The 20,010-nt window shown below is 70.4% G+C and carries 14 protein-coding genes, 2 tRNA genes and 1 pseudogene; 7 read left to right on the top strand and 10 right to left on the bottom strand.

Annotated elements, in window-relative coordinates; all coding sequences use genetic code 11:
• Window positions 1-39: 39 nt before the first annotated feature.
• Together bluB and QR78_RS17050 are read right to left on the bottom strand one after the other, a co-directional pair.
• Window positions 40-678, bottom strand: a complete 639-nt coding sequence (gene bluB / locus QR78_RS17055; RefSeq protein ID WP_048428744.1) for a 5,6-dimethylbenzimidazole synthase — start codon at window positions 676-678, stop codon at window positions 40-42.
• Window positions 675-5,570: an NAD-glutamate dehydrogenase gene (locus QR78_RS17050; protein WP_048428743.1), complete on the bottom strand. Its 4,896-nt coding sequence runs from the start codon at window positions 5,568-5,570 to the stop codon at window positions 675-677. The genes bluB and QR78_RS17050 overlap by 4 nt, the downstream gene beginning before the upstream one ends.
• A gap of 209 nt (window positions 5,571-5,779) precedes the next feature.
• On the opposite strand from QR78_RS17050, the gene QR78_RS17045 reads away from it, so the two are divergent.
• The 3 genes and pseudogenes from QR78_RS17045 to QR78_RS32930 form a co-directional block, all read left to right on the top strand.
• On the top strand, window positions 5,780-6,370 hold the full coding sequence (locus tag QR78_RS17045) for a peroxidase-related enzyme (protein ID WP_423793857.1): 591 nt from the start codon (window positions 5,780-5,782) through the stop codon (window positions 6,368-6,370).
• A gap of 107 nt (window positions 6,371-6,477) precedes the next feature.
• Window positions 6,478-7,257, top strand: a complete 780-nt coding sequence (locus tag QR78_RS17040) for an ABC transporter permease (protein ID WP_048428741.1) — start codon at window positions 6,478-6,480, stop codon at window positions 7,255-7,257.
• A 47-nt stretch (window positions 7,258-7,304) separates the two neighbouring features.
• Window positions 7,305-8,145 (top strand): annotated as a pseudogene (locus QR78_RS32930) (IS5 family transposase); the annotation flags it as partial.
• Window positions 8,146-8,421: 276 nt separating this feature from the next.
• On the opposite strand, the gene QR78_RS17030 reads toward QR78_RS32930, so the two are convergent.
• From QR78_RS17030 to QR78_RS17020, 3 genes are all read right to left on the bottom strand, one after another.
• A tRNA-Leu gene (locus tag QR78_RS17030) sits at window positions 8,422-8,506 on the bottom strand.
• Window positions 8,507-8,683: 177 nt separating this feature from the next.
• A tRNA-Leu gene (locus tag QR78_RS17025) sits at window positions 8,684-8,768 on the bottom strand.
• A gap of 122 nt (window positions 8,769-8,890) precedes the next feature.
• Entirely contained in the window at window positions 8,891-9,196 is a 306-nt protein-coding gene (locus tag QR78_RS17020; protein ID WP_048428740.1) for a FliM/FliN family flagellar motor switch protein, read from the bottom strand.
• 99 nt (window positions 9,197-9,295) lie between these two features.
• Between QR78_RS17020 and lipB the strand changes: the two genes are divergently transcribed.
• The 3 genes from lipB (at window position 9,296) to QR78_RS17005 (ending at window position 12,454) form a co-directional block, all read left to right on the top strand.
• Window positions 9,296-10,006, top strand: a complete 711-nt coding sequence (gene lipB, locus QR78_RS17015) for a lipoyl(octanoyl) transferase LipB (protein WP_179945804.1) — start codon at window positions 9,296-9,298, stop codon at window positions 10,004-10,006.
• 127 nt (window positions 10,007-10,133) lie between these two features.
• Window positions 10,134-11,252 carry an ATP-binding protein gene (locus QR78_RS17010; protein ID WP_048428738.1) on the top strand — a complete coding sequence of 373 codons (1,119 nt, stop codon included), beginning with the start codon at window positions 10,134-10,136 and terminating at the stop codon, window positions 11,250-11,252.
• 203 nt (window positions 11,253-11,455) lie between these two features.
• Complete coding sequence (locus QR78_RS17005; protein WP_048428737.1) at window positions 11,456-12,454, top strand: TIM44-like domain-containing protein; 999 nt, start codon at window positions 11,456-11,458, stop codon at window positions 12,452-12,454.
• Between the two features lie 124 nt (window positions 12,455-12,578).
• Here the strand turns inward: QR78_RS17005 and rsmA are convergent, their stop codons facing one another.
• Together rsmA and pdxA are read right to left on the bottom strand one after the other, a co-directional pair.
• Entirely contained in the window at window positions 12,579-13,415 is an 837-nt protein-coding gene (gene rsmA / locus QR78_RS17000; protein WP_048428736.1) for a 16S rRNA (adenine(1518)-N(6)/adenine(1519)-N(6))-dimethyltransferase RsmA, read from the bottom strand.
• Window positions 13,412-14,434, bottom strand: coding sequence for a 4-hydroxythreonine-4-phosphate dehydrogenase PdxA (pdxA, locus tag QR78_RS16995; protein WP_048428735.1), 1,023 nt, complete (start codon window positions 14,432-14,434; stop codon window positions 13,412-13,414). Before pdxA ends, rsmA begins: the two co-directional genes overlap by 4 nt.
• Window positions 14,435-14,620: 186 nt before the next feature.
• Here pdxA and QR78_RS16990 point away from each other — a divergent pair, with 186 nt between their 5' ends.
• Window positions 14,621-15,034: a CCDC90 family protein gene (locus QR78_RS16990; RefSeq protein ID WP_048428734.1), complete on the top strand. Its 414-nt coding sequence runs from the start codon at window positions 14,621-14,623 to the stop codon at window positions 15,032-15,034.
• Between the two features lie 39 nt (window positions 15,035-15,073).
• Here the strand turns inward: QR78_RS16990 and QR78_RS16985 are convergent, their stop codons facing one another.
• Genes QR78_RS16985 through lptF form a run of 3 tightly spaced genes read right to left on the bottom strand, consistent with a single transcriptional unit; the run spans window position 15,074 to window position 20,010 of the window.
• Window positions 15,074-17,743 (bottom strand): LPS-assembly protein LptD, encoded by a 2,670-nt coding sequence (locus QR78_RS16985; RefSeq protein ID WP_048428733.1) that lies wholly within the window; start codon window positions 17,741-17,743, stop codon window positions 15,074-15,076.
• Window positions 17,743-18,831: an LPS export ABC transporter permease LptG gene (gene lptG, locus QR78_RS16980; RefSeq protein WP_048428732.1), complete on the bottom strand. Its 1,089-nt coding sequence runs from the start codon at window positions 18,829-18,831 to the stop codon at window positions 17,743-17,745. Before lptG ends, QR78_RS16985 begins: the two co-directional genes overlap by 1 nt.
• A 6-nt stretch (window positions 18,832-18,837) precedes the next feature.
• Window positions 18,838-20,010 carry an LPS export ABC transporter permease LptF gene (gene lptF, locus QR78_RS16975; RefSeq protein WP_048428731.1) on the bottom strand — a complete coding sequence of 391 codons (1,173 nt, stop codon included), beginning with the start codon at window positions 20,008-20,010 and terminating at the stop codon, window positions 18,838-18,840.

Below are 20,010 nucleotides of genomic sequence, written 5' to 3'. Positions count from 1 at the left end.
ATGTAGCCGTGGCGAGCGCAGCCCAGGCCTGCGCCCGGCTCACCGCTCCAGCATCGCGGTTCTCGTCTCGCGCGCCTGCCAGCCGTGCCGCACCAGTTCCGGGTCGGCGTGCTCCTCGGCCGGGTAGCCGACGCACAGATAGGCGACGAGCCGCCAGGCGGCGGGCACGTCGAGGACGCCCGTCACCTCCTCGGGGCACAGGATCGAGACCCAGCCGACGCCGAGGCCGTGGGCCCGGGCGGCGAGCCAGAAGGTGTGGATCGCCGTGACGACGGAATAGCGCAGCATCTCCGGCATGGTGGCGCGGCCGAGCCCGTGGCCGGCCGCCGTCGCCTCGTCGCAGAAGACGGCGAGGTGGACCGGCGCCTCGCGCAGGCCCGCGAGCTTGAGGCGGCGATAGGCGACGGCGCGCTCGTCGTCGTAGCCCACGGCCGCGGATTCGTTGCAGCGCGAGAAGCTTGCCGCGACGGCGGCGCGGCGCGCCGACTGAGAGACCCGCACGAAGCGCCAGGGCTGGCTGTTGCCGACCGAGGGGCTGAGGCACGCGAGCGCCAGGCAGTCCCGCAGGGCATCCTCCGGCACGGGATCGGTGCGGAAGCGCCGCACGTCGCGGCGCCACGCAACCAGATCCGCGAAGCGGGCCCGAAAGTCCGCCCCGAATTCCGGCACTCCCGTCACGGCCGCGCAGGATCCTGCTTGACGGGATCCTGCCGGGCGAGATCCCCCAGCAGGCTCGCCGCCACCGAGACCTTCGACACCGTGAGGCCCGAGGCGGCGATGGCCGCGACCGCCGTGCGGATGCGGGCGAGGGAGGCGCCGCGGGCCTGGCTCCAGGCCTCGACCGCGGCGGCGCCCTCGGCGTCGAACGCCGCGGCCTCGGCGGTGAGCGCCCGGTGGGCCGAGGCGATGCCGGCCACCGCCCGCTCCAGCGCAATGCGGTCGAAGGTGTCGGCCACCGGCACCGCCCGGGCGGCGGCCGAGAGCGCGTTGAGGCGGAACAGGTCGGCCAGCGCGAAGTGGGTCGCGGCGATGGCGGCCGGCGGACGCCCGGTCGCCTCGGCGACCTCGACGATGTCGGGCGCCGCGCCGAGCTCGCCGAGCGCGGCGAGGCGGGAAGCCAGCTCCTCCGGCACGCCGTGGTCGGCCAAGGCCCGGATCCGCCGGGCCAGGGCCTCGGCGGCCGCAGGGGGGAGGGCGCCCGGCAGGGCCCGCGAGACCGCCGCGATGCCGTCGCGGTAGCGCTGCACCGCCGCCTCGATGCCGCCGGACGCGGCCTCGCCGTTGCGGATGAACCAGACCATGCGCTGGCGCAGCAGGTCCTGCAATTCGGCGTAGAGGGCGAGCTGCTGGTCGCCGGAGATCGCGCCGTCGAGGGCATCGACCGCCTTGTTGAGGTCGATCAGCCCGAAGGCGTCGCGGGTCACCGCGTAAGCGGCGGCGATGGCCGGAGCCTCGGCGCCGGTCTCGTCGGCGAGCCGGCTGACGATGGTCGGCCCGCCACGGTTGACGATGGCGTTGGCAAGGCTCGTGGCGATGATCTCGCGGCGCAGCCGATGGCCCTGCACCGCGTCCGGGTAGCGCGCCACCAGCACCGGCGGGAAGGAGCGCTCCAGCTCGCGGGCGAGGTAGGGATCGTCCGGCACCGCGCTGTCGAGGAGCGCGTCCTTGAGCGACAGCTTGGCGTAGGCGAGCAGGACCGCCAGTTCGGGCCGGGTCAGGCCCTCGCCGCCCTGCGCCCGCTCGGCCAGGGTGGCGTCCGAGGGCAGATACTCGACGGTGCGGTCGAGGCGTCCGTCGGCCTCCAGGGTCTGCATCAGCCGGGCGGCGAAGCCGGTCTCGGCGGCCGCCGAGCGCTGGGCGAGGGACAGGGCCAGCGTCTGGAGCTGGTTGTTCCTCAAGACCAGGTCGGCCACCGCCTCGGTCATGCCGGAGAGGAGCGCGTTGCGGCTCTCCGGGCTCAGGCGGCCGTCGCGCTCGGGCGTGGCGAGCGCGATCTTGATGTTGACCTCGACATCCGAGGTGTTGACCCCGGCCGAGTTGTCGATCGCGTCTGTGTTGAGGCGCACCCCGCGCCGCGCCGCCTCGATGCGGCCGCGCTGGGTGAGCCCGAGATTGGCGCCCTCGCCCACCACCCGGGCGCGCAGCTCCGCGCCGGTGATGCGGATGGCGTCGTTCGCCCGGTCGCCGGCCTCGTCGTCGCTCTCCGAGGTGGCGCGCACGTAGGTGCCGATGCCGCCGAACCACAGGAGATCGACGGGCGCGCGCAGGATCGCCTGCATCACGTCCGCCGGCGTCGCCTCGGCCTGGTCGAGCCCGAGGCGGGCCCGCATCTGGGGCGACAACGGCACGGTCTTGGCCTGGCGCGAGAAGACCCCGCCGCCGGCCGAGATTTTCTGCCGGTCGTAATCGGCCCAGGACGAACGCGGCAGATCGAACAGGCGCTGGCGCTCGGCGAAGGCCGCGGCCGGATCGGGATCGGGATCGAGGAAGATGTCGCGGTGGTCGAAGGCGGCGACGAGCTTCAGGCAGCGCGACAGCAGCATGCCGTTGCCGAACACGTCGCCCGACATGTCGCCGACGCCCGCCACCGTGACCGGCTCGGCCTGGATGTCGATGTCGACCTCGCGGAAGTGGCGCTTCACCGCCTCCCAGGCGCCGCGGGCGGTGATGCCCATCGCCTTGTGGTCGTAGCCCTGGCTGCCGCCCGACGCGAAGGCGTCGCCGAGCCAGTGATGGGCCTCCAGCGACAGGGCGTTGGCGACGTCCGAGAAGGTCGCGGTGCCCTTGTCGGCGGCGACCACCAGGTAGGCGTCGTCCTCGTCGTGCCGCACGGTCGAGGCCGGGGGGACGATCGCTCCGTCGACGATGTTGTCGGTGAGCGAGAGCAGCGTGCGGATGAAGATCCGGTAGCTCTCGGTGCCCTCCTGCATCCAGGCTTGGCGGTCGGAGGCCGGGGGCAGGCGCTTGGGGAAGAACCCGCCCTTGGCGCCGACCGGCACGATCACGGCGTTCTTGACCTGCTGCGCCTTCACGAGGCCCAGCACCTCGGTCCGGAAGTCCTCCGGCCGGTCCGACCAGCGCAGGCCGCCCCGGGCGATGTAGCCGAAGCGCAGGTGCACGCCCTCGACGCGCGGCGAGTAGACGAAGACCTCGAACAGGGGCCGGGGCAGGGGCATCCCGTCGACCTTCGCGCAGCGGAACTTGAACGCGATGGTCTCGGGCGGCAGGCCGTTGCGGCCGATCTGGAAGAAGTTCGTGCGCTGCGCCGCCTCCACCAGGTTGACGAACCGGCGCAGGATCCGGTCCTCGTCGAGGCTGGTGACGCCGCCGAGATCCGCCTCGATCTCGGCCCGTATCGCCTCCTGGGCCCCCGACCGGTCGCCGTCGCGGCGGGGGTCGAAGCGGGCGTAGAACAGGGCTACCAGCCGCCGGGCGAGGGCGGGGTGCCGGGCGAGCGTCGCCGCGAGGTAGTCCTGGCCGTAGCGGATGCGCAGCTGGCGCAGGTAGCGTCCCAGCGCCCGGATCAGCGCGACGTCGCGCCAGCCGAGCCCGGCTTCCAGCACCAGGCGGTTATAGGCGTCCGATTCGGCCAGCTCTCGGGCGAGGGCGAGCAGCGCCGCCTCGACCGGTCCCTCGACCGACGCCACGTCGACCGTCCCGCCGCCGGCCCGTTCCAGCACCATGTCGTGCAGGTAGACCCGGGCGCCGGCGCCCTCGGGCTTGAGGCGGTAGGAGCGCTCGTCGATGACCCGGAAGCCGAGATTCTCCAGGACCGGCACCCGCTCGGAGAGGGGGAGCGCCGCGCCGCGGGAAAACACCTTGAGGCCGATGCGGGTCTCGGGGTCGCCGGGGCGGCGGAAGAGGTCGACCGCCCGAGGCTGGGCCTCCGAGATCCGCTCCAGGATGGCGATGTCGGGCAGCGCCTGGGCGCCGGCATACATCTCGCGGTAGCCCGCCGGGAAGGCGTCGGCATAGACCGCCGCGAGGCCGCGGGCGTCGCCGCCGCGGGCCTCGGACAGGGCCTCGCGCAGCGCATCGGCCCAGGTGCGGGCCAGCTCCGCGATGCCGGCCTCGAGCGCGGCCGCATCGATCTCCTCCGGCGGCGCGCCGGGCGTCGCCACGATGACGTGGAGGCGGGCGAGCGGCCCCTCGGGATAATCCGGCGCGATGGTCGAGAGACGCCCGCCGAGGGCCTCGGCCAGGTAGGCGCCGATCCGGGCCTGGAGCCGGGCGTCGGTCCGATCCTTCGGCAGGTAGGCGATCAGCGAGACGAAGCGGCCGAACTTGTCGGGCCGCGCCAGCACCCGCACCCGCGGCCGGTCGGCGAGCGACACGATGGCCAGCGCGAAGCGCAGGAGCAGGCCGGGCTCGATCTGAAAGAGGTCGTCGCGCGGATAGGTCTCGAGGATGTGGACGAGCGAGCGCCCGGCATGGCTCGTCGGGTCGAGGCCGGCCTTGCGCAGCACCGCCGCCACCTTGCGGCGCAGATACGGCACCTCCTCGGCCCGGCTCGCATAGGCGCTGCCGGTGAACAGGCCGACGAGGCGCAATTCGCCCGCCAGCCCGCCGTCGCCGGTGAACAGCTTGATCGCCACCATGTCGAGATGGGCCTGCCGGCGCACCCGCGAGCGCAGGCTCGCCTTGGTGACCATGAGGGCCTCCGGCCCTTCCAGGAAGGCACGGATCTCGGGCGTCACCGCCACCATGGCGTCGCCGCGCCGCAGCACCTCGACGGCGGGGTCGCGCAGGAGGCCGAGCCCGCTGCCGGGCACGCCGGCATGGTCGGCGGCGCCCGCGTCGCGGTACTCGCGCAGGCCCAGCAGCACGAAATGCCCGTCGCGCAGCCAGTCGAGGAAGGCGCGGGCCTCCTCCCGCTCCTCGGGCGCCAGGGGGGAGGGCGCATCCGCATAGGATGCCGCCGCTTGGGCCAGGCGCTCGACCATGGCGGCGTGATCGGCCGCCGTCACGGCGACGTCCGCGTAGATCCGGGTCAGGCCGGCCTGGAGCGCCGCCTGGGCCGCCTCGTCGTCGATGCGGTCGAGATGGACGTGGATGAAGCTCTCGCGGGCCAAGCCTCCCGCATCGATCTCGCCGCCGGCCCCGCCGCGGGTCTCCTGCGCCGTCGTCTCGCCGACGACCTGCACCAGGGCGCCTTCGCCGTCGCGCTCGACGCCGAGGATCGGATGGGCGACGAGGCGGGGCCGGTAGCCGCGGGCGACGAGTTCGGCGAGGGTCGAATCGAGCAGGAACGGCCGGTTGGCGTTGACCGCCTCCACCACCGTGAGGTCGCGCCGGCGCCCGCCCTGCGTGACCTCGACGTTCGAGAGCCGCACCGCATCCGTTCCGCGGCCGGGCCGCGCCGCGGCGAGGTGCCGGCGGGCGGCGAGTGCCAGATCGGCCAGGTCGTCGGGCGCGTAGGCGGTGAGGTCCTCGGGCGCGACGCGGCCGAACAGGTCGCGGACGAAGCCGCCGGGTCCGCCCCTGTCCTCGGCCAGGGCCGCCGCTGCGGCGATCAGGTCGGTCCGGCTGGCTTTCGCTTCGGCGGTCGCGGTCGCGGTCGAAGGTTCCATGTCTGGCCTTCCTCTTCTGCTCGTCCTCTGCCGAGGTTGAGGGCCGGAGCGGTGGCACAGCGTCTCGGCCCCCGCAAGCCCGGCCTCGCCTGCCCGAGGCAAACTGCCTATAGCTGAGGCACGATCACCGGGAGGGCACGGGCATGAGCGGCGGCAGGAAGAAGGCGGGGGAGAAGCCCGAGATCGGCGAGCGGCCGGCCCGGCAGGAGATGGAGGGCACCGTGATGGCCCTCGATTTGTCCCCCTCGCCGGACCTGTCGCCCGCGATGCGGGCCTATTTCGACAAGTGCCGGGAAAAGATCGGCTACGTGCCGAACGTGCTCCTGGCCTACGCCCACGACAGCGCCAAGCTCGAGGCGTTCGCGGCGCTCTACAACGACCTGATGCTGGCGCCCTCGGGCCTGTCGAAGCTGGAACGCGAGATGATCGCGGTCGCGGTCTCCAGCGTGAACCGCTGCTACTACTGCCTCACCGCCCACGGCGCCGCCGTGCGCAGCCTTTCGGGCGACCCGGTGCTCGCCGAGATGCTGGTGATGAACTACCGCGCCGCCGCTCTCTCGCCGCGCCACCGCGCGATGCTCGACTTCGCCGTGGCGCTGACCGAGGCGCCCTGGACGATCGAGGAGGAGGACCGCGACGCCCTGCGGGACGTCGGCTTCTCGGAGCGCGACCTCTGGGACATCTCCGCCGTGGCGAGCTTCTTCAACATGTCGAACCGCATGGCCTCCGCCGTCGACATGCGCCCGAACCGCGCCTACCACGGCGAGGCCAGAGGTTTGTCCGGCGCCGAGGAGGCCTGACGACGGCCGGTCACCCGGTTGCCGTATTGTCGGCCTAGGCGCAGCACGAGAACGGATCTGGGCCGAAGGCGCGCGTCGCGTCGCGTCTTGCCCCGCGGGAGTGAAGGATGGCGTACCAGGCGAAGTCGGCGCTCGAAGTCCAGCTGGACGTGCTGGGCGCGCTCATGCTGCGCGACATCCGGACCCGCTTCGGCGGGACGATGTGGGGTTACAGCATCGCGGTCTTGTGGCCGTGTGCCCACATCCTTGTCATCACCGCCGCCTACGTTGTCATGAAAAAGCCGACGCCGCTTGGTGACAGTATCGTATTGTTTGCCGTCTCCGGCCTATCTCCCTACATTATCATCAACTATATGTCCAGGAAGATGATGGAGGGCCCGCTGGCAAATAAACAGCTTGTTTATTTTCCTCAGGTCAAATTCTTCGATGTCGTAATGTCGCGCGCGCTCGTCGAAGTCTGTACAAGTAGCCTGAGCATTTTTATGGTATTCTTGATTGCGGCGTGTTGCGGTGCTCATATTATCCCCAGAGACTCCTTGGCTTTCTGCGAATCCATGCTTCTCGCGCTTTTTTTCGCAATGGGATTCGGACTTTTCAATGTTTTTATTTCGCAGATTTTTCCTCAGTGGCTAATAGTTGTCATCGTCCCCATCCTCATTATGTATTTTACTAGCGGTACGGTCATCGTGGTTGAGGCTATGCCGGCCATCATTTATGATTACGTACAATTGAATCCGCTCATGCACATCGTCAAAGTGTGCCGATCGGCTTTCTATCCAGGTTACGGGTCGGATGCCGACATCATGTTCGTGCTCATTGTCAGTGGCGTGATGGCGCTGATCGGCCTCCTGGGCATCCGCTTCGTGGTGCCGCGCTTCCTCAACTAAGACCCCGCTTCCTGAGGCGCGGGCGAGTCGTCTGACGAGGATCATGGCGGCGGCGGTACGACCGCGGCAAGCTTCGCAATCCCACCGATCCGACGGGTGAGGAGTGGACGCTTGTCGCTCCGCTGATCCCGCCGGCCCGACGCGGAGGGAACAAACGCACGGTCGATCTGCGCGAGATTGTCGATGGCTTGACGTATGGTCTTGGCACGGGATGCCAATGGCGTGCCATTCCAAGATATCTTCCGCCGCGCTCGACGGTTCACGGCTCCTTCGATCTCCGGGATCGCGACGGGACCATTCTGCGCATCCATCATGCCCCGTACGTCCTCTGCCGCGAGCAGGCCGGGCGCGAGGCCGGTCCTACGGCAGCGATCGTTGACAGCCGGAGCGTCAAGAAGCGCGGAAAAAGGGGGCGCACGATCGACCCGTTCGGTTGCGACGCGGGCAAGAAGTCAACGGTAAGAAGATCGAGGGCAAGAAGCGCCATCTCCTCGTCGACACCCAAGGTCTGCTGATGCCGCCCTGGTGCATCCGGCTGACGCCCAGGATCGCGACGGCGGCGTATGGGTCATGACGACGCTCTCGAGCCTCTGCCCGTTCCTGCCGACGCCGTATGCGGAGGGCGGTTACCGGGGGCCGGCGTTCCGGGAGGCTTTGGAACGGGTGTGCCGGTCCGTGACGGTGGAGATCGACAAACGTTCGGATCAGGAGGCGGTCGGGTTCGAGGTCCTGCCCAGGCGTTGGATCGTCGAGCGGACGATCGGCTGGCTCGAGCGATGCCGACGGCTGGCGAAGGATTGGGCGTGCCGCACCCGCAAGGCACTGGCTTTCCTGCGCCCTGCCTCGGTCCGCATCATGCTCGGAAAGCTCTGCCAGCAATCAGCGTGATTCCGGACAGACGCTCATGGATCGGTTCAGTTCGTGCGCTCGGCCTTCGTGCTGGAAGCATCCTGGAGGCTCTATGGTCCGCACGCAAAGTTGCGATGTGATCCCCAGTGATGCCTCCCGATGTGTCGCTGTCGCTCCGGTAGGCGATCGGCAGGATGGTTTCGATCCGTATGGTCTTGTCGAAGCACGGCATCGCGGGTCGTGCAAGCACGCCCGCGCCTCATCTCATATATTTTGCTATTTAAGAATTCCGATCATCTTGCCTCAAAGGCAGGATGGTGCGGCCGAGAGGACTCGAACCTCCACTGGTTGCCCAACTAGCACCTCAAGCTAGCGCGTCTACCAATTCCGCCACGGCCGCGGAGTTTGCTGAATATCAAAACGATCCAGATTTTCTCAAATTCGATCAACACCCATCTGCATCAAAAATTACGCATGAGCAATCCGTAATGTCATGCATCCCGAGCTCAGTCGCGATACTTCGACCAGAGCCTATCTCCATCTCATCTGAGTTCGGTCGATGACCTCAGGAGAGAGATGGTGCGGCCGAGAGGACTCGAACCTCCACTGGTTGCCCAACTAGCACCTCAAGCTAGCGCGTCTACCAATTCCGCCACGGCCGCGGATCGCTTCGTCTCGCCGGGAGCGGCGGGGCGGGGGTGAAACCCGTCCGAAGCGAGGCTGCGAATACCAGTCCCCCCCGGGGGACGCAAGCGCCCCGATGCGGATCTGGCAAACATTCTCGTCAGAGCGCGTCCGACAGGGCGCCCAGGAAGGCGGCGCCGCCGTCGCCGATGCGGATGCCGGGCTCGCGCACCACCTCGGCCTTGCGGATCAGCTCGGTCACCTCCACGGAGATGCGGTTGCCCGTGACCACGATCTGGCCGCGGGCGATCGGGTGGTTGTTGGCGAGGATCTCGACCATATCGCTGTCGGTTGAATCGAGCTCGATCACCGCGCCGCGGCCCATGCGCAGCAGCATGTGGATCGGCATCCGGGTCCGCCCGAGCACCACCGCGAGGTCAACCTTGAGAATGTCGAGAACCGCCAACGGACAGACCCACCCTGACCACGAACCAATACCCCGACAATCCGATCTTATGGTGAAGCCTTGGTAAACGACCGGCTCGGAACCGCCCCGGGCAGCCTGATGGCCGCACCCGGGAGCCCTCCCGTCGAATGGGTCGTGCGCGACACGCTCCTCGACTACCGCGAGGCGGAGGCCGCCATGGAGGCGCGGGCGGCGGCGATCGCCGAGGGCCGCGCCCTCGAACGGGTGTGGCTCGTCGAGCACCCGCCGCTCTACACCGCCGGCACCTCGGCGAGGGAGGCCGACCTCGTCGCGCCGGAGCGATTTCCGGTCCACCGCACCGGGCGGGGCGGGCAGTACACCTATCATGGGCCCGGGCAGCGCGTGGCCTACGTGATGCTCGATCTCAACCGGCGGCGGCCGGACCTGCGCGCCTACGTGGCCGCCCTGGAGGCCTGGCTGATCGCGACGCTCGACGCCTTCACGGTGCGGGGCGAGCGCCGGGAGGACCGGGTCGGCGTCTGGGTGCGCCGGCCGGAGAAGGGGCCTGGCATCGAGGACAAGATCGCGGCGATCGGCATCCGGGTGCGGCGCTGGACGACCTTCCACGGCATCAGCCTGAACGTCGAGCCGGACCTGACGCACTTCTCCGGTATCGTACCCTGCGGCGTGCGCGAGCACGGTGTGACGAGTCTCGTCGATCTCGGCCGGCCGGTGACCCTGCCGGAAGTCGACGCCGTGCTGCGCGGGCGCTTCGAGGCGATCTTCGGGCCGACCGTCCTCGTCGACGATGACGGTCGGGGCGAAGCGGCCTCGTCGCCCGAGCCGTGACCGTTACGCCGTTGCCCGACCCGTTTTCACCACGCCGGGACTTGCTCTAGAGTGCTGTGTCAGAACGCGCAGACGACGCGGCCGCCGGGCGGGCGGCCCCGGCCGCGCCATCACGGAGGCCCCGCCCGTGCCGGCTGAGACGCCCGAGAGCCCCGGGCCCAAGGTCTCCGTGCTTCTGCGCGCGGCTCTCGCGGCGTCGCCGCTGCCTTCCCTGCTGGTCGAGCCCGGTCCCGACGGGGCGGTGCTCTTCGCCAACCCGGCGACCGAGGCCCTGCTGGGCGGGATCCCGGACAGGATCGCGGCGCTCGCGGCCGATCCGGAGGCCGAGGCGGCTTTGCGCGCGCACCTGAGCGGTCGTGGACCGGCCAGCGCCGAGGTAATGATGCGCCGCCGCGACGGCGCGACGCTGTGGATCGCCCTCCACCTCTCGCCGACGGGCGGGGAGGGCGGCGCGTCCCTGGTGCAGCTCGTCGAGACCTCCCGCTGCCGCGACCTCGAGGCGGCCCTCGGCCTGGCGCAGCGCCGCGAGGCGCTCGGCCAGCTCACCAACGGCGTCGCGCACGAGTTCAACAACCTGCTGCAGATCCTCGTCGGCTACGTCGACGGCCTGCGGCGGCGCCTCGGCGAGCACCCGGACGCCTTCGTGCAGCGGGCGCTGACCCGCTCGACCGATGCCGCCGAGCGTGCCTCGACGCTCACCCGCCACCTCCTGGCCTTCTCGCGCAAGCACCGGCCCGAGCCGCGCCCGGTCGATCTCAACGGGCTGCTGCGGGAGCATCGGACACGGGTGGACGCCGTGCTGGGCGAGACCATCGCCCTCGATCTCGATCTCGCCGACGACCTGTGGATCGCCTGCATCGACCCGGTCCAGACCGAGCTGATCCTGCAGATCCTGCTGCGCAACGCCGCCGAGGCGATGCCGACGGGCGGTCGCGTCACGATCGAGACCCGCAACCACGGCGGCGAGGGCGTGGCGGCGGACGGATCGGCCGGGCGCCACGTGGCGCTGACGGTGGCGGATACCGGCACCGGCATGCCGCCGGAGGTGCTGGGCCGGGCGCTGGAGCCCTTCTTCACCACGCGCGAGCCCGGGCGCGGCACCGGCCTCGCCATCCTCAACGCGGTGGTCAAGCGCCAGAACGGCGCCGTGGCGCTGCGCAGCACCCCCGGCGAGGGGACGTCGATCCGCCTGACCTTCCCGGCGGCAGAGGAGCGGCGCCCGCAACGAAGTGCCGTCGCCCGATAATCCCGGCCAGATCAAAAATTTATCGCTTGGCAGATCTGATGCCGATCGGTGACTTTTCATCGTGTGTAGTTACGACCAGAGCGGCATCCGGGGCGTGTCCTCCCTTCTACTGCACCACCCGCACCCCCATATGTGCGGCAGGGGAAGGGCCACCGCCCACGGACGGCGCCCCCACTGGTGATGGCACGAGGCGAGACGAACCGATGATGACCACCTTCACCCGCGGCCGCCGAACGGTTGCAGCCTTCGGCCTCGCGGCCCTGATGGCCGTGGCGGCGACGGCCGGCGAGGCGCGTCCCGGCAGCGGCTCCTCGATGGGGTCGCGCGGCTCCCGCACCTATTCGGCGCCGGCCCCGACCACGACCGCCCCCGGCGCCCCCGCGCCGATGCAGCGCTCGATGACCCAGCCCGGCTCGTCGATGGGCGCCCCCGCCGCCCCGCAGCGTCGCTTCGGCGGCGGCTTCTTCGCGGGCCTGCTCGGCGCGGGCCTGCTCGGCGCGCTGATCGGCGGGGGCTTCTTCGGCGGCCTCGGCGGCATCGCGTCGTTCCTCGGCCTGCTGCTCCAGGTCGGCCTGCTGGTCGGCGTGGTGATGCTGGCCCTGCGCTTCTTCCGCCGCCGCCGGGCCGAGCCGGCCATGGCGGGCGCCTACAACCGCAGCGGCCCGGCTTCCGGTCCCGGCGGCCCGCTCGGCGGCATGGGTGGCAACCTGGGCGGCAACACGGGTGGCGGCCTCGGTGGCGGTCTGGGCGGCATGCTCGGCGGTGGCGCTGCGGCGCAGCAGGCCCGCCCGCCCAAGCGCGACGAGGTCGGCATCGGCCCGCAGGATTTCGACGCCTTCGAGCGCACCCTCAACCAGGTCCAGCTCGCCTACGGCGCCGAGGATGCCGCCACCCTGCGCCGCCTGACGACGCCGGAGATGTTCGGCTATTTCGGCGAGGAGATCCGGGCCAACGCCGCCCGCGGCGTGGTCAACAAGATCGCCGACGTGAAGCTGCAGCAGGGCGACCTCGCCGAGGCCTGGCGCGAGGGCCCGGTCGACTACGCGACCGTGGCGATGCGCTACACCCTGCGCGACGCGCTGATCGAGCGTGCCAGCGGCAAGGTCGTCGAGACCAACCCGCCCGAGGCGACCGAGGTCTGGACGTTCCTGCGCGAACGCGGCGGCCAGTGGGTGGTCTCGGCCATCCAGCAGACCCGGTAGCGGTCGATCGTGCGGGGAGCCACGCTCCCCGCCACCGTCGCGGAGCCCTCGATCCGGCCTGGATCGGGGGCTTTTTCGCGTTCGGCCGCATCTCGACGGACGGGCGGTCTCGAAGGCTCGGGCGTCAGAGCGCCCGGGCCATCGCCACGAAACCGGCCACCGGCACCTCCTCGGCCCGGGCCGTCTCCGGGATGCCGGCGGCGGCGAGGAGGGGAGCGGGATCGGGGGTGGCCCCTTTGAGGCTCTGGCGCAGCATCTTGCGGCGCTGGCCGAAGGCGGCGCCGGTCACGGTTTCGAGCGCCCGGACCCGGCAGGGCAGGGGCTCGGGTCTGGGTACCAGCCGCACCACGCTCGAGGTCACCTTCGGCGGCGGCACGAAGGCCGAAGGCGGCACGTCGAACAGGATCTGGGCTTGCGTGCGCCAGCCGCACAGTACGCCGAGCCGGCCGTAATTCGCCCGGTCGGTCTCGTCGGCGACGATGCGCTCGGCGACCTCGCGCTGGAACATCAGGGTCAGCGAATCCCACCAGGGCGGCCAGGCCTCCTGGGTGAGCCAGCCGGTGAGGAGCTGCGTACCGACATTGTAGGGGAGGTTCGCCACGATGCGGGCCGGCCCCTCGCCGATCAGCGGGCGCGGGTCGAATGCGAGCGCATCGGCTTCCACCACCTCCAGGCGGCCGGGGTAATGCGCGGCGATTTCGGCGAGCGCCGGCAGGGCGCGGGGATCGCGCTCGACCGCGATGACGCGGGCCGCGCCGTGCATCAGGAGGGCCCGGGTCAGGCCGCCGGGGCCGGGACCGACCTCGACCACCGTTACGCCCTCGAGCGGCCCCGACGACCGGGCGATCCGTCCGGTCAGGTTGAGGTCGAACAGGAAGTTCTGGCCGAGCGAGCGGCGCGGCATCAGGTCGTGCGCCTGCACCACCTCCCGCAGGGGCGGCAGGCCGTCCGGGGCGCTCATGCGGCGACTTCCTCGTGGGGCCGCGTCAGCCGGCCGGCGAGCTTCAGGGCGGCGATCAGGCTGTCGGGCTTGGCGAGCCCCTTGCCGGCAATGTCGAAGGCGGTGCCGTGATCCGGCGAGGTGCGCAGGAACGGCAGCCCGAGGGTGACGTTCACGCCCTCGTCGAAGGCGAGCGTCTTGATCGGGATCAGGGCCTGGTCGTGGGTCGGGGCCAGCGCCACGTCGTAGGTCGCGCGCGCCCGGGCGTGGAAGAGCGTGTCGGCCGGGTGCGGGCCGGTGATACGGATGCCCTCCGCCCGCAACCGCTCGATCGCGGGGGCGAGCACGTCGCGATCCTCGGTGCCCATCGTGCCGGCCTCGCCCGCATGCGGGTTGAGTCCGGCGAGCACGAGGCGCGGGGCGGGGAGGCCGAATCGGGCCCGCATGTCGCGGTCGACGATGCGGGCGGTCTCGACCACGAGGTCGGCGGTGAGCAGCTCCGGCACCCGGCGGAGCGCCACGTGGATCGTCACCGGCACCACCGCGAGGTCCTCGGACCACAACAGCATCACGGGCGTCGGCGGGCTCGCGCCGGGGGCGGCGGCAAGCGCCGCGAGGTACTCGGTGTGGCCCGGATGCCGGAAGCCCGCCTCGTAGAGGACGTGCTTGGCGATCGGGTTGGTGACGAGGGCGGGCGCCCGGCCGGCCTGGACCAGCCGCACCGCTTCGTCGATCGACGCGAGCGTGCCGGCGGCGCTCGCCGGATCGGGGTGGCCCGGCTCCGCCGCGACGGTGAGCCCGTCCGGTAGCCGCACCACCGGCAGGGCCCGGGCGAAGGCGGCGGCCGCCTCCTCGGGCTCGACGGCGGCGAGCGGCACCGAGAGGCCGAGGCGGGCCGCGATCGACCCCAGGAAATCCGGATCGCCGATGACGAAGAACGGCGTCAGCCCGTGCTCCTCCCGGGCGAGCCAGGCCCGCAGGGTGATCTCGGGCCCGATCCCGGCCGGATCGCCCTGTGTCAGCGCGAGGGCTGTGGTCATCGCGGGAATTCCCGTCCGTGGCGGCGCGCCGTGGCGCGGGCGGCTCTTTGCGTGTGCATCCCGCGCGCCATCGCATTCCGGCTCCCGCCGGGCAAGCGCCGCACGCTGCCCGATGCGAACCTTCCGTTGCGGGAGCCGTTGGTTTCGGGCACCCTCCGGCAGCCATCCCCGGGATGATCGCGCTCCATGGCAAGCGTCGCCTTCGACACGCTGAAATTCGCCCGGACCCTGCGCGACAAGGCGCAGCTGTCGCCCGAGCAGGCCGAAGGCTTCGCGGTCGCCGTGTCCGAGGCCGTTCAGGGCGATCTGGCGACGAAAGCCGATCTGCAGATTCTGGACACCGGGCTGCGCAACGAGATGCAGTCGCTTCGAGCCGAGTTGAAGAACGACATGCAGTCGCTTCGGAGCGAGCTTAAGAACGACATGCAGTCGCTCCGCACCGAACTCAAATCCGAGCTGCGAGAGTCCGAGGCCCGCCTGGAGACCAAGCTGGAGCGACAGCGGTCCGAGATCGTCAAGTGGATGTTCGGAACGATCGGCTTCCAGACGCTGATCATCCTGGGCGCGGTGATCGCGCTCGTCCGCGTCGTCAAACCCTGATCCGGCGCGCTCCCCCATCGGGAGCGCGCCCCGGTGCCGTCACCGCGCCGTGGCGATCCCGTCCGCCGTCGTGGTGGTGCTGAGGTTCTGGCGGAAATTCGCCTCGCCGAGGGTGCGCAGCTCGATCCGGAGCAGGAAGGTCTGGTTGCGCTCGCGCAGGCCCGAGGCCGTCTCGATCGGCGAGGACAGGTAGTTGAGCGAGACCGTCGTGCACTCGTCGCGGTAGCCGAAACCGAAGCCCGACGAGGAGACGTAGAACTTGTCGGCCTTGTCGTAGATCGGCGCCGTGCCGACCGGGTTGAGGAAATAGGCCTGGGCCGCCGTCGCGTAGAACTCGCGCACCTGGAGGTAGTGCGAGAGATCGAACAGCACCGAGCCGGTGACGAACCAGTTCGGCGTGATGTTGTAGAGCGCCGAGGCCTGCAGGCCCTCGCGGCGCCGGTCGAAGCCGAGCTCGGGCTGGGCCTCGTAGCGGGCGTAGATCAGCGAGGTCTCGAGCGGCAGGAACGGCGCGAACTTGGCGGTGATGCCGGCTTCGAGGCGCTTCAACGCGAAGGTGTCGTTGTCGAACCGCGCCCGGGTGATGAAGCTGATGTTCTGGTTCGGCGAGACCTGGAAGCGCGTGACGAAGTCCGAGCGGGTCTGCTCCAGGCCCGAATCGCGGCCGACATTGGCGATGTCGCCGCGGCGGAACGAGTTCACGCCGGCGATCGCGATCGACTCGCCCGCCATCGCGTTCAGGTAGAAGCCGTTGCGGCCGGTGATCGAGTACTCGGCACCCAGGTTGGCGCGCACGCCGCCCTCGACCCGGTCGTAGCCCGAGAACTTGTCCCAGGCGAACAGCGAGGTGTCGTCGAAGACGAGGCTCTGGGCGTCCTCGTTGGGGAGCCGCCCGATATGGGTCTCGCTCGGCCGCGCGATGACCTGGGCCACCGGCGAGATGGTGTGGACGCCGAGCGGCCCGAAATCCGCGACGAAGGGGTAGCGGTACTCGAGCCCGACCGCCGGCATCACCCGGCCGGAGAAATTCGAGTCGGGCGAGAACAGGTTGCTGACTTCCGGGTTCTGGAAGCCGGTCGTGTTCGGGTTCACGAAGAAGGCGTCGCCGCGCAGGTAGGCGAAGGGCTGCCAGCGCTGGCCGAACTCGTCCGTGAAGGTGCGCCGCCACGACACCTGGGCGGTCGCCCGGGTGGTGTCGCCGGCGAGTCCGCTCACCAGGCACTGCCCGCGCTCGAACACCGAGCAGGTGCTGTAGAGCGGGAAGGTGATCCCGTTGACGCTCGGGCTGAGCAGGTAGGTCCCGGTGCGCGGGATCTGGGTGTACTGGGTCGCGTCCCGCGACAGGTGGGTGAAGTTCGCCTGGAACCGCACCTCGCCGCCGATCGGGTCGGGCCCGTCGCGGCGCTTGTCGTAGTCGATCACCGGGGCGACGATCGGCTGCTGCTTCTGCCAGTCGAAGGTCGACAGGCCCTTGAAGTAGTAGCCCCGCGCCTCGAACCACGAGCGATCGCCCTGGCCGATCAGGTAGGCGGTGGAGACCGCTTCACGGAAGTAGTCCGTGCTGATCGTCTGGTTGCGGATGCGGTAGTTATCGAGGAACCACTTGTCGGTGACGCCGACGACGTCCCAGCCGGCGCGCCAGTTCTGGCCGAGGTAGAACTGTCCGGCCGATTCGATCGAGCCGCGGAAGTCGCGGTCGCCCGAGCCGAGGGGGCCGGGCAGGAACGCGCTCGGGGTCGACTGGAAGATGCCGCTGACGCGGACGTTGTAGAAGCCGTTGGCCAGCCGCTGGCGCCACTCGGCCTGGCCGAGCACGCCCTGCTTCGACAGGAAGGTCGGCTCGACCGTGAGGTCGTAATCGGGCGCGATGTTCCAGAAGAACGGCGTGCCGATGCCGTAGCCGAGCACGTTCGAGGAGACGAAGTGCGGTGCCAGGAAGCCGGTGTCGCGCCGCACCGTCGGGTCGGGCGAGTAGAAGTAGGGCAGGTAGGCGATCGGGATCCCGGCCACTTCGAGGTACGAATCCTCGTAGTAGATCCGGCGCTCCTCGTTGTTGTGGATGATCCGCGCCGCCTTGACCTGCCACAGGGGCGGGCGCTCGGGGTGGTCCTTGCACGGCTCGCAGGCGGTGTAGGTGCCGTATTCGAAGGTCGTGGTCTCGCCCGCGATCCGCTCGGCCCGCGGGGCCGAGAACCGCACCCGGGCCGGGCGGCCGCGCTGCTCGATGGTCTGCTGGACGCGCAGCGAGTCGATGAAGCCGGACTTGAAGTCGTCCGTCAGCTCCATCCGGTCGCCGGTCACGACCGAGCCGGTCTCGTCGGTGAGGCGGACATTGCCCTCGGCGAAGACCCGGCCGGTGTTGCGGTCGTAGCGGACGCGGTCGGCCAGCAGGGTGCGCGGGCCGTAATGCAGCTCGGCGTTGCCGACCGCCGAGACCGTGTTGCGGTCGTTGTCGTAGACGAGTTCCTTGGCCTCGACGAGCAGGCGCTCGCCGCCGGCCCCGGCCTTGTCCTGGTTCTTGGCGGTGCGCGCCGCCAGGCGGTCGTTCAGCGTGCCCTGCGCACGCGCTTCGGCGCTCGCGCCCACCGTCACGGCGGCCGCCAGCAGAACCGTCAGGGATCCCGTGACCGCGGCACCCGCGGCCTTACGCACGACTCGACCCATCCCTGCACCCGCTATGCCCGCGCCGCTCGTCCGGAGGATGGGCATCAGCCGTCCTCCAGGTGCAGAAGCGCGAGCGTTCCGAGAAGACTCCCTACCACGGCCGGGAACCACGCCGCCACCGGCGCGGCGACCAATCCAGAGGCTCCTAGGCCCTCCATCACCTGCCGTGCCACGTAGAGCACGAAGCCCGCCGCGACGCCGCCGAGCACCATCTTGCCGACGCCACCAAAGCGGAAGAACCTTAAAGAAACCGATGCCGCCACCAGCACCATCGCCAGGAACAGCACCGGCCGCGCCAGGAGCACGTCGTACTGCAGGCGGTAACGCGTGGCGTCGAGTCCCGCCCGCTCGGTCCGGGCGATCGTCTCTCCGAGTTGCCAGAAAGGCACGGATTCCGGCGGGGTGAAGCGCTGGCGCACCTGCGAGGGGTCCAGCGTCGAGGCGATCAGGTAGGTGTCGTAGCTCTGGGGCTCCTGGTCCGGCCCCTGCACGCGCACGTCCTGCAATTCCCAGTAGCCGTCGTGCAGGGTGGCGCGGGCCGCCTGCATCTGCTGGGTGAAGGCGCCCGTATCGTCGAAGGTGAACACCATGACGCCCGCGAGCGTCGCCGTGCCCTCGATCACGGTCTCGGCCCGGATGATCGCCTGGCCGTCGATGCCGCGCTGGCGGATCCACAGCTCCTTGCCGGAGGCGGCCTTGCCCGAGCGGGCGAAGATCTTGGCCTCGATCTCGGTCGAGCGCTGCTTCAGCTCGGCCGAGACCGGGTTGTAGACCCCGACCGTGAAGGCGCCGATGCCGAGCGCCACCAGCGCGCCGGGCTGCAGGAACTGCCAGGCCGAGATGCCGGCGGCCCGCGCCACCACCAGTTCGAGCTTGCGGCTGAGCTGGAGCAAGGCCGCCATGGCGCCGAACAGGATCGCGAAGGGCAGGACCTGCTCGGCCACCGCGGGCGTGCGGAAGAGCGCGAGCCGCGCCATGACGGCGGCCGAGGCGCCCTCGGCGTCGCCGGCCCGGCGCATCAGCTCGACGAAGTCGAGGGTGTAGACGAGGGCGAAGACCGTGAGGAAGACCCCCAGGATCATGCGCAGGAAGCGGGCGGCCAGGTAGCGGCCGAGGGTGAAGCCGATCAGCATGAAGGCTCAGCCCGCCCGCATCCGCAGCCGCCGCGCCGGCAGCGCCGCCGAGAGCCGGCGCAGCCGCACCGCCAGAGCGGCGTTGAAGGCCCGCACCCGGTTGCCCTGGGTGGCGACGACGAGCGAGAGCCCGATCGCGACGAGCGGCACGAGATAGACCGCCGCGACGGCGCCCTGGCTGCGCACCGCCGCGCTCGAGGCGGCGAAGCCCGCGATGCGCAAGGCCACTACGGCGGCGATGGCGCCCGCCACGGCCAGCCCGCGGCCCTGGCGGGTGGTGCGGGGATCGCCGAGCGCCGCGAAGGCGATCAGCCCGAGTGCCAGGGGGTAGAGCCAGGACGACAGCCTGTCGTGCAGCTCGGCCCGGAAGCGGCCCTTGGTCAGCTTGTAGTAGGTCTCGTTCGGGTTCGGAAAAAGCAGCTGCACGGTCGAGCGCTCGCGCGGCTTGTAGATCGTGTCGGCGTCCGGCGGCGTGAAGGCCGCGAGGTCGACGGCGTAGCGCTGGAAGGTGATGATCGAGGAATCGCGGCTGTTCGGCTGCTGGCGGTGGATGCTGCCCTTCTCCAGAACCAAGTAGGTCTGCCCGTCGAGGTCGACCGCCTGGCCGCGCTCGGCGAGGTAGACCACCGTCTTCCCGGCCTCGCGCCGGTCCTGCATGAAGATGCCGAGCAAGGCCCCGTTCGGCGCCCGCTCGCGGAAGTGGAAGGTGATGCCGCTGTCGAGGCTGGTGAACTGCCCCTCCTTGACCACGTTGGCGATGAAGTCGCCGCGCACGCGGGTGAGCACGTCGCGCAGCTCCTGGAAGCTCGACGGCATCACCTGGATGGTCAGGAAGCCGATCGCCGCGCTGACGATCAGCGCCAGCGTCAGGAACGGCCGCATGATGTGGCGCGGCGACATGCCGGCGGCGCTCATCACGATCAGCTCGGAATCGCCGTTGAGCTTGTTGAGCGCGTAGACGACCGCGATGAACAGCGCGACCGGCGCGATCACGGTGATCAGGGTCGGCAGCGACAGGCCGGTGATCAGGAAGAAGATGAGAAGGGTCTGGCCCTTGGCGGTGATCAGGTCGAGCTCGCGCAGGGCCTGCGTCACCCAGATCACGCCGGTGAGGCCGATCAGGCACGACAGGAACGCCCCGAGGGCGATGCGGAAGATGTATCGCTCGATCTGCTTCAT

This window comes from Methylobacterium indicum (assembly GCF_001043895.1).
Classification (GTDB): Bacteria; Pseudomonadota; Alphaproteobacteria; order Rhizobiales; family Beijerinckiaceae; genus Methylobacterium; species Methylobacterium indicum.
Note: the sequence above shows the minus strand (reverse complement) of the source record. Positions and strands in the feature narration are given on the sequence as shown.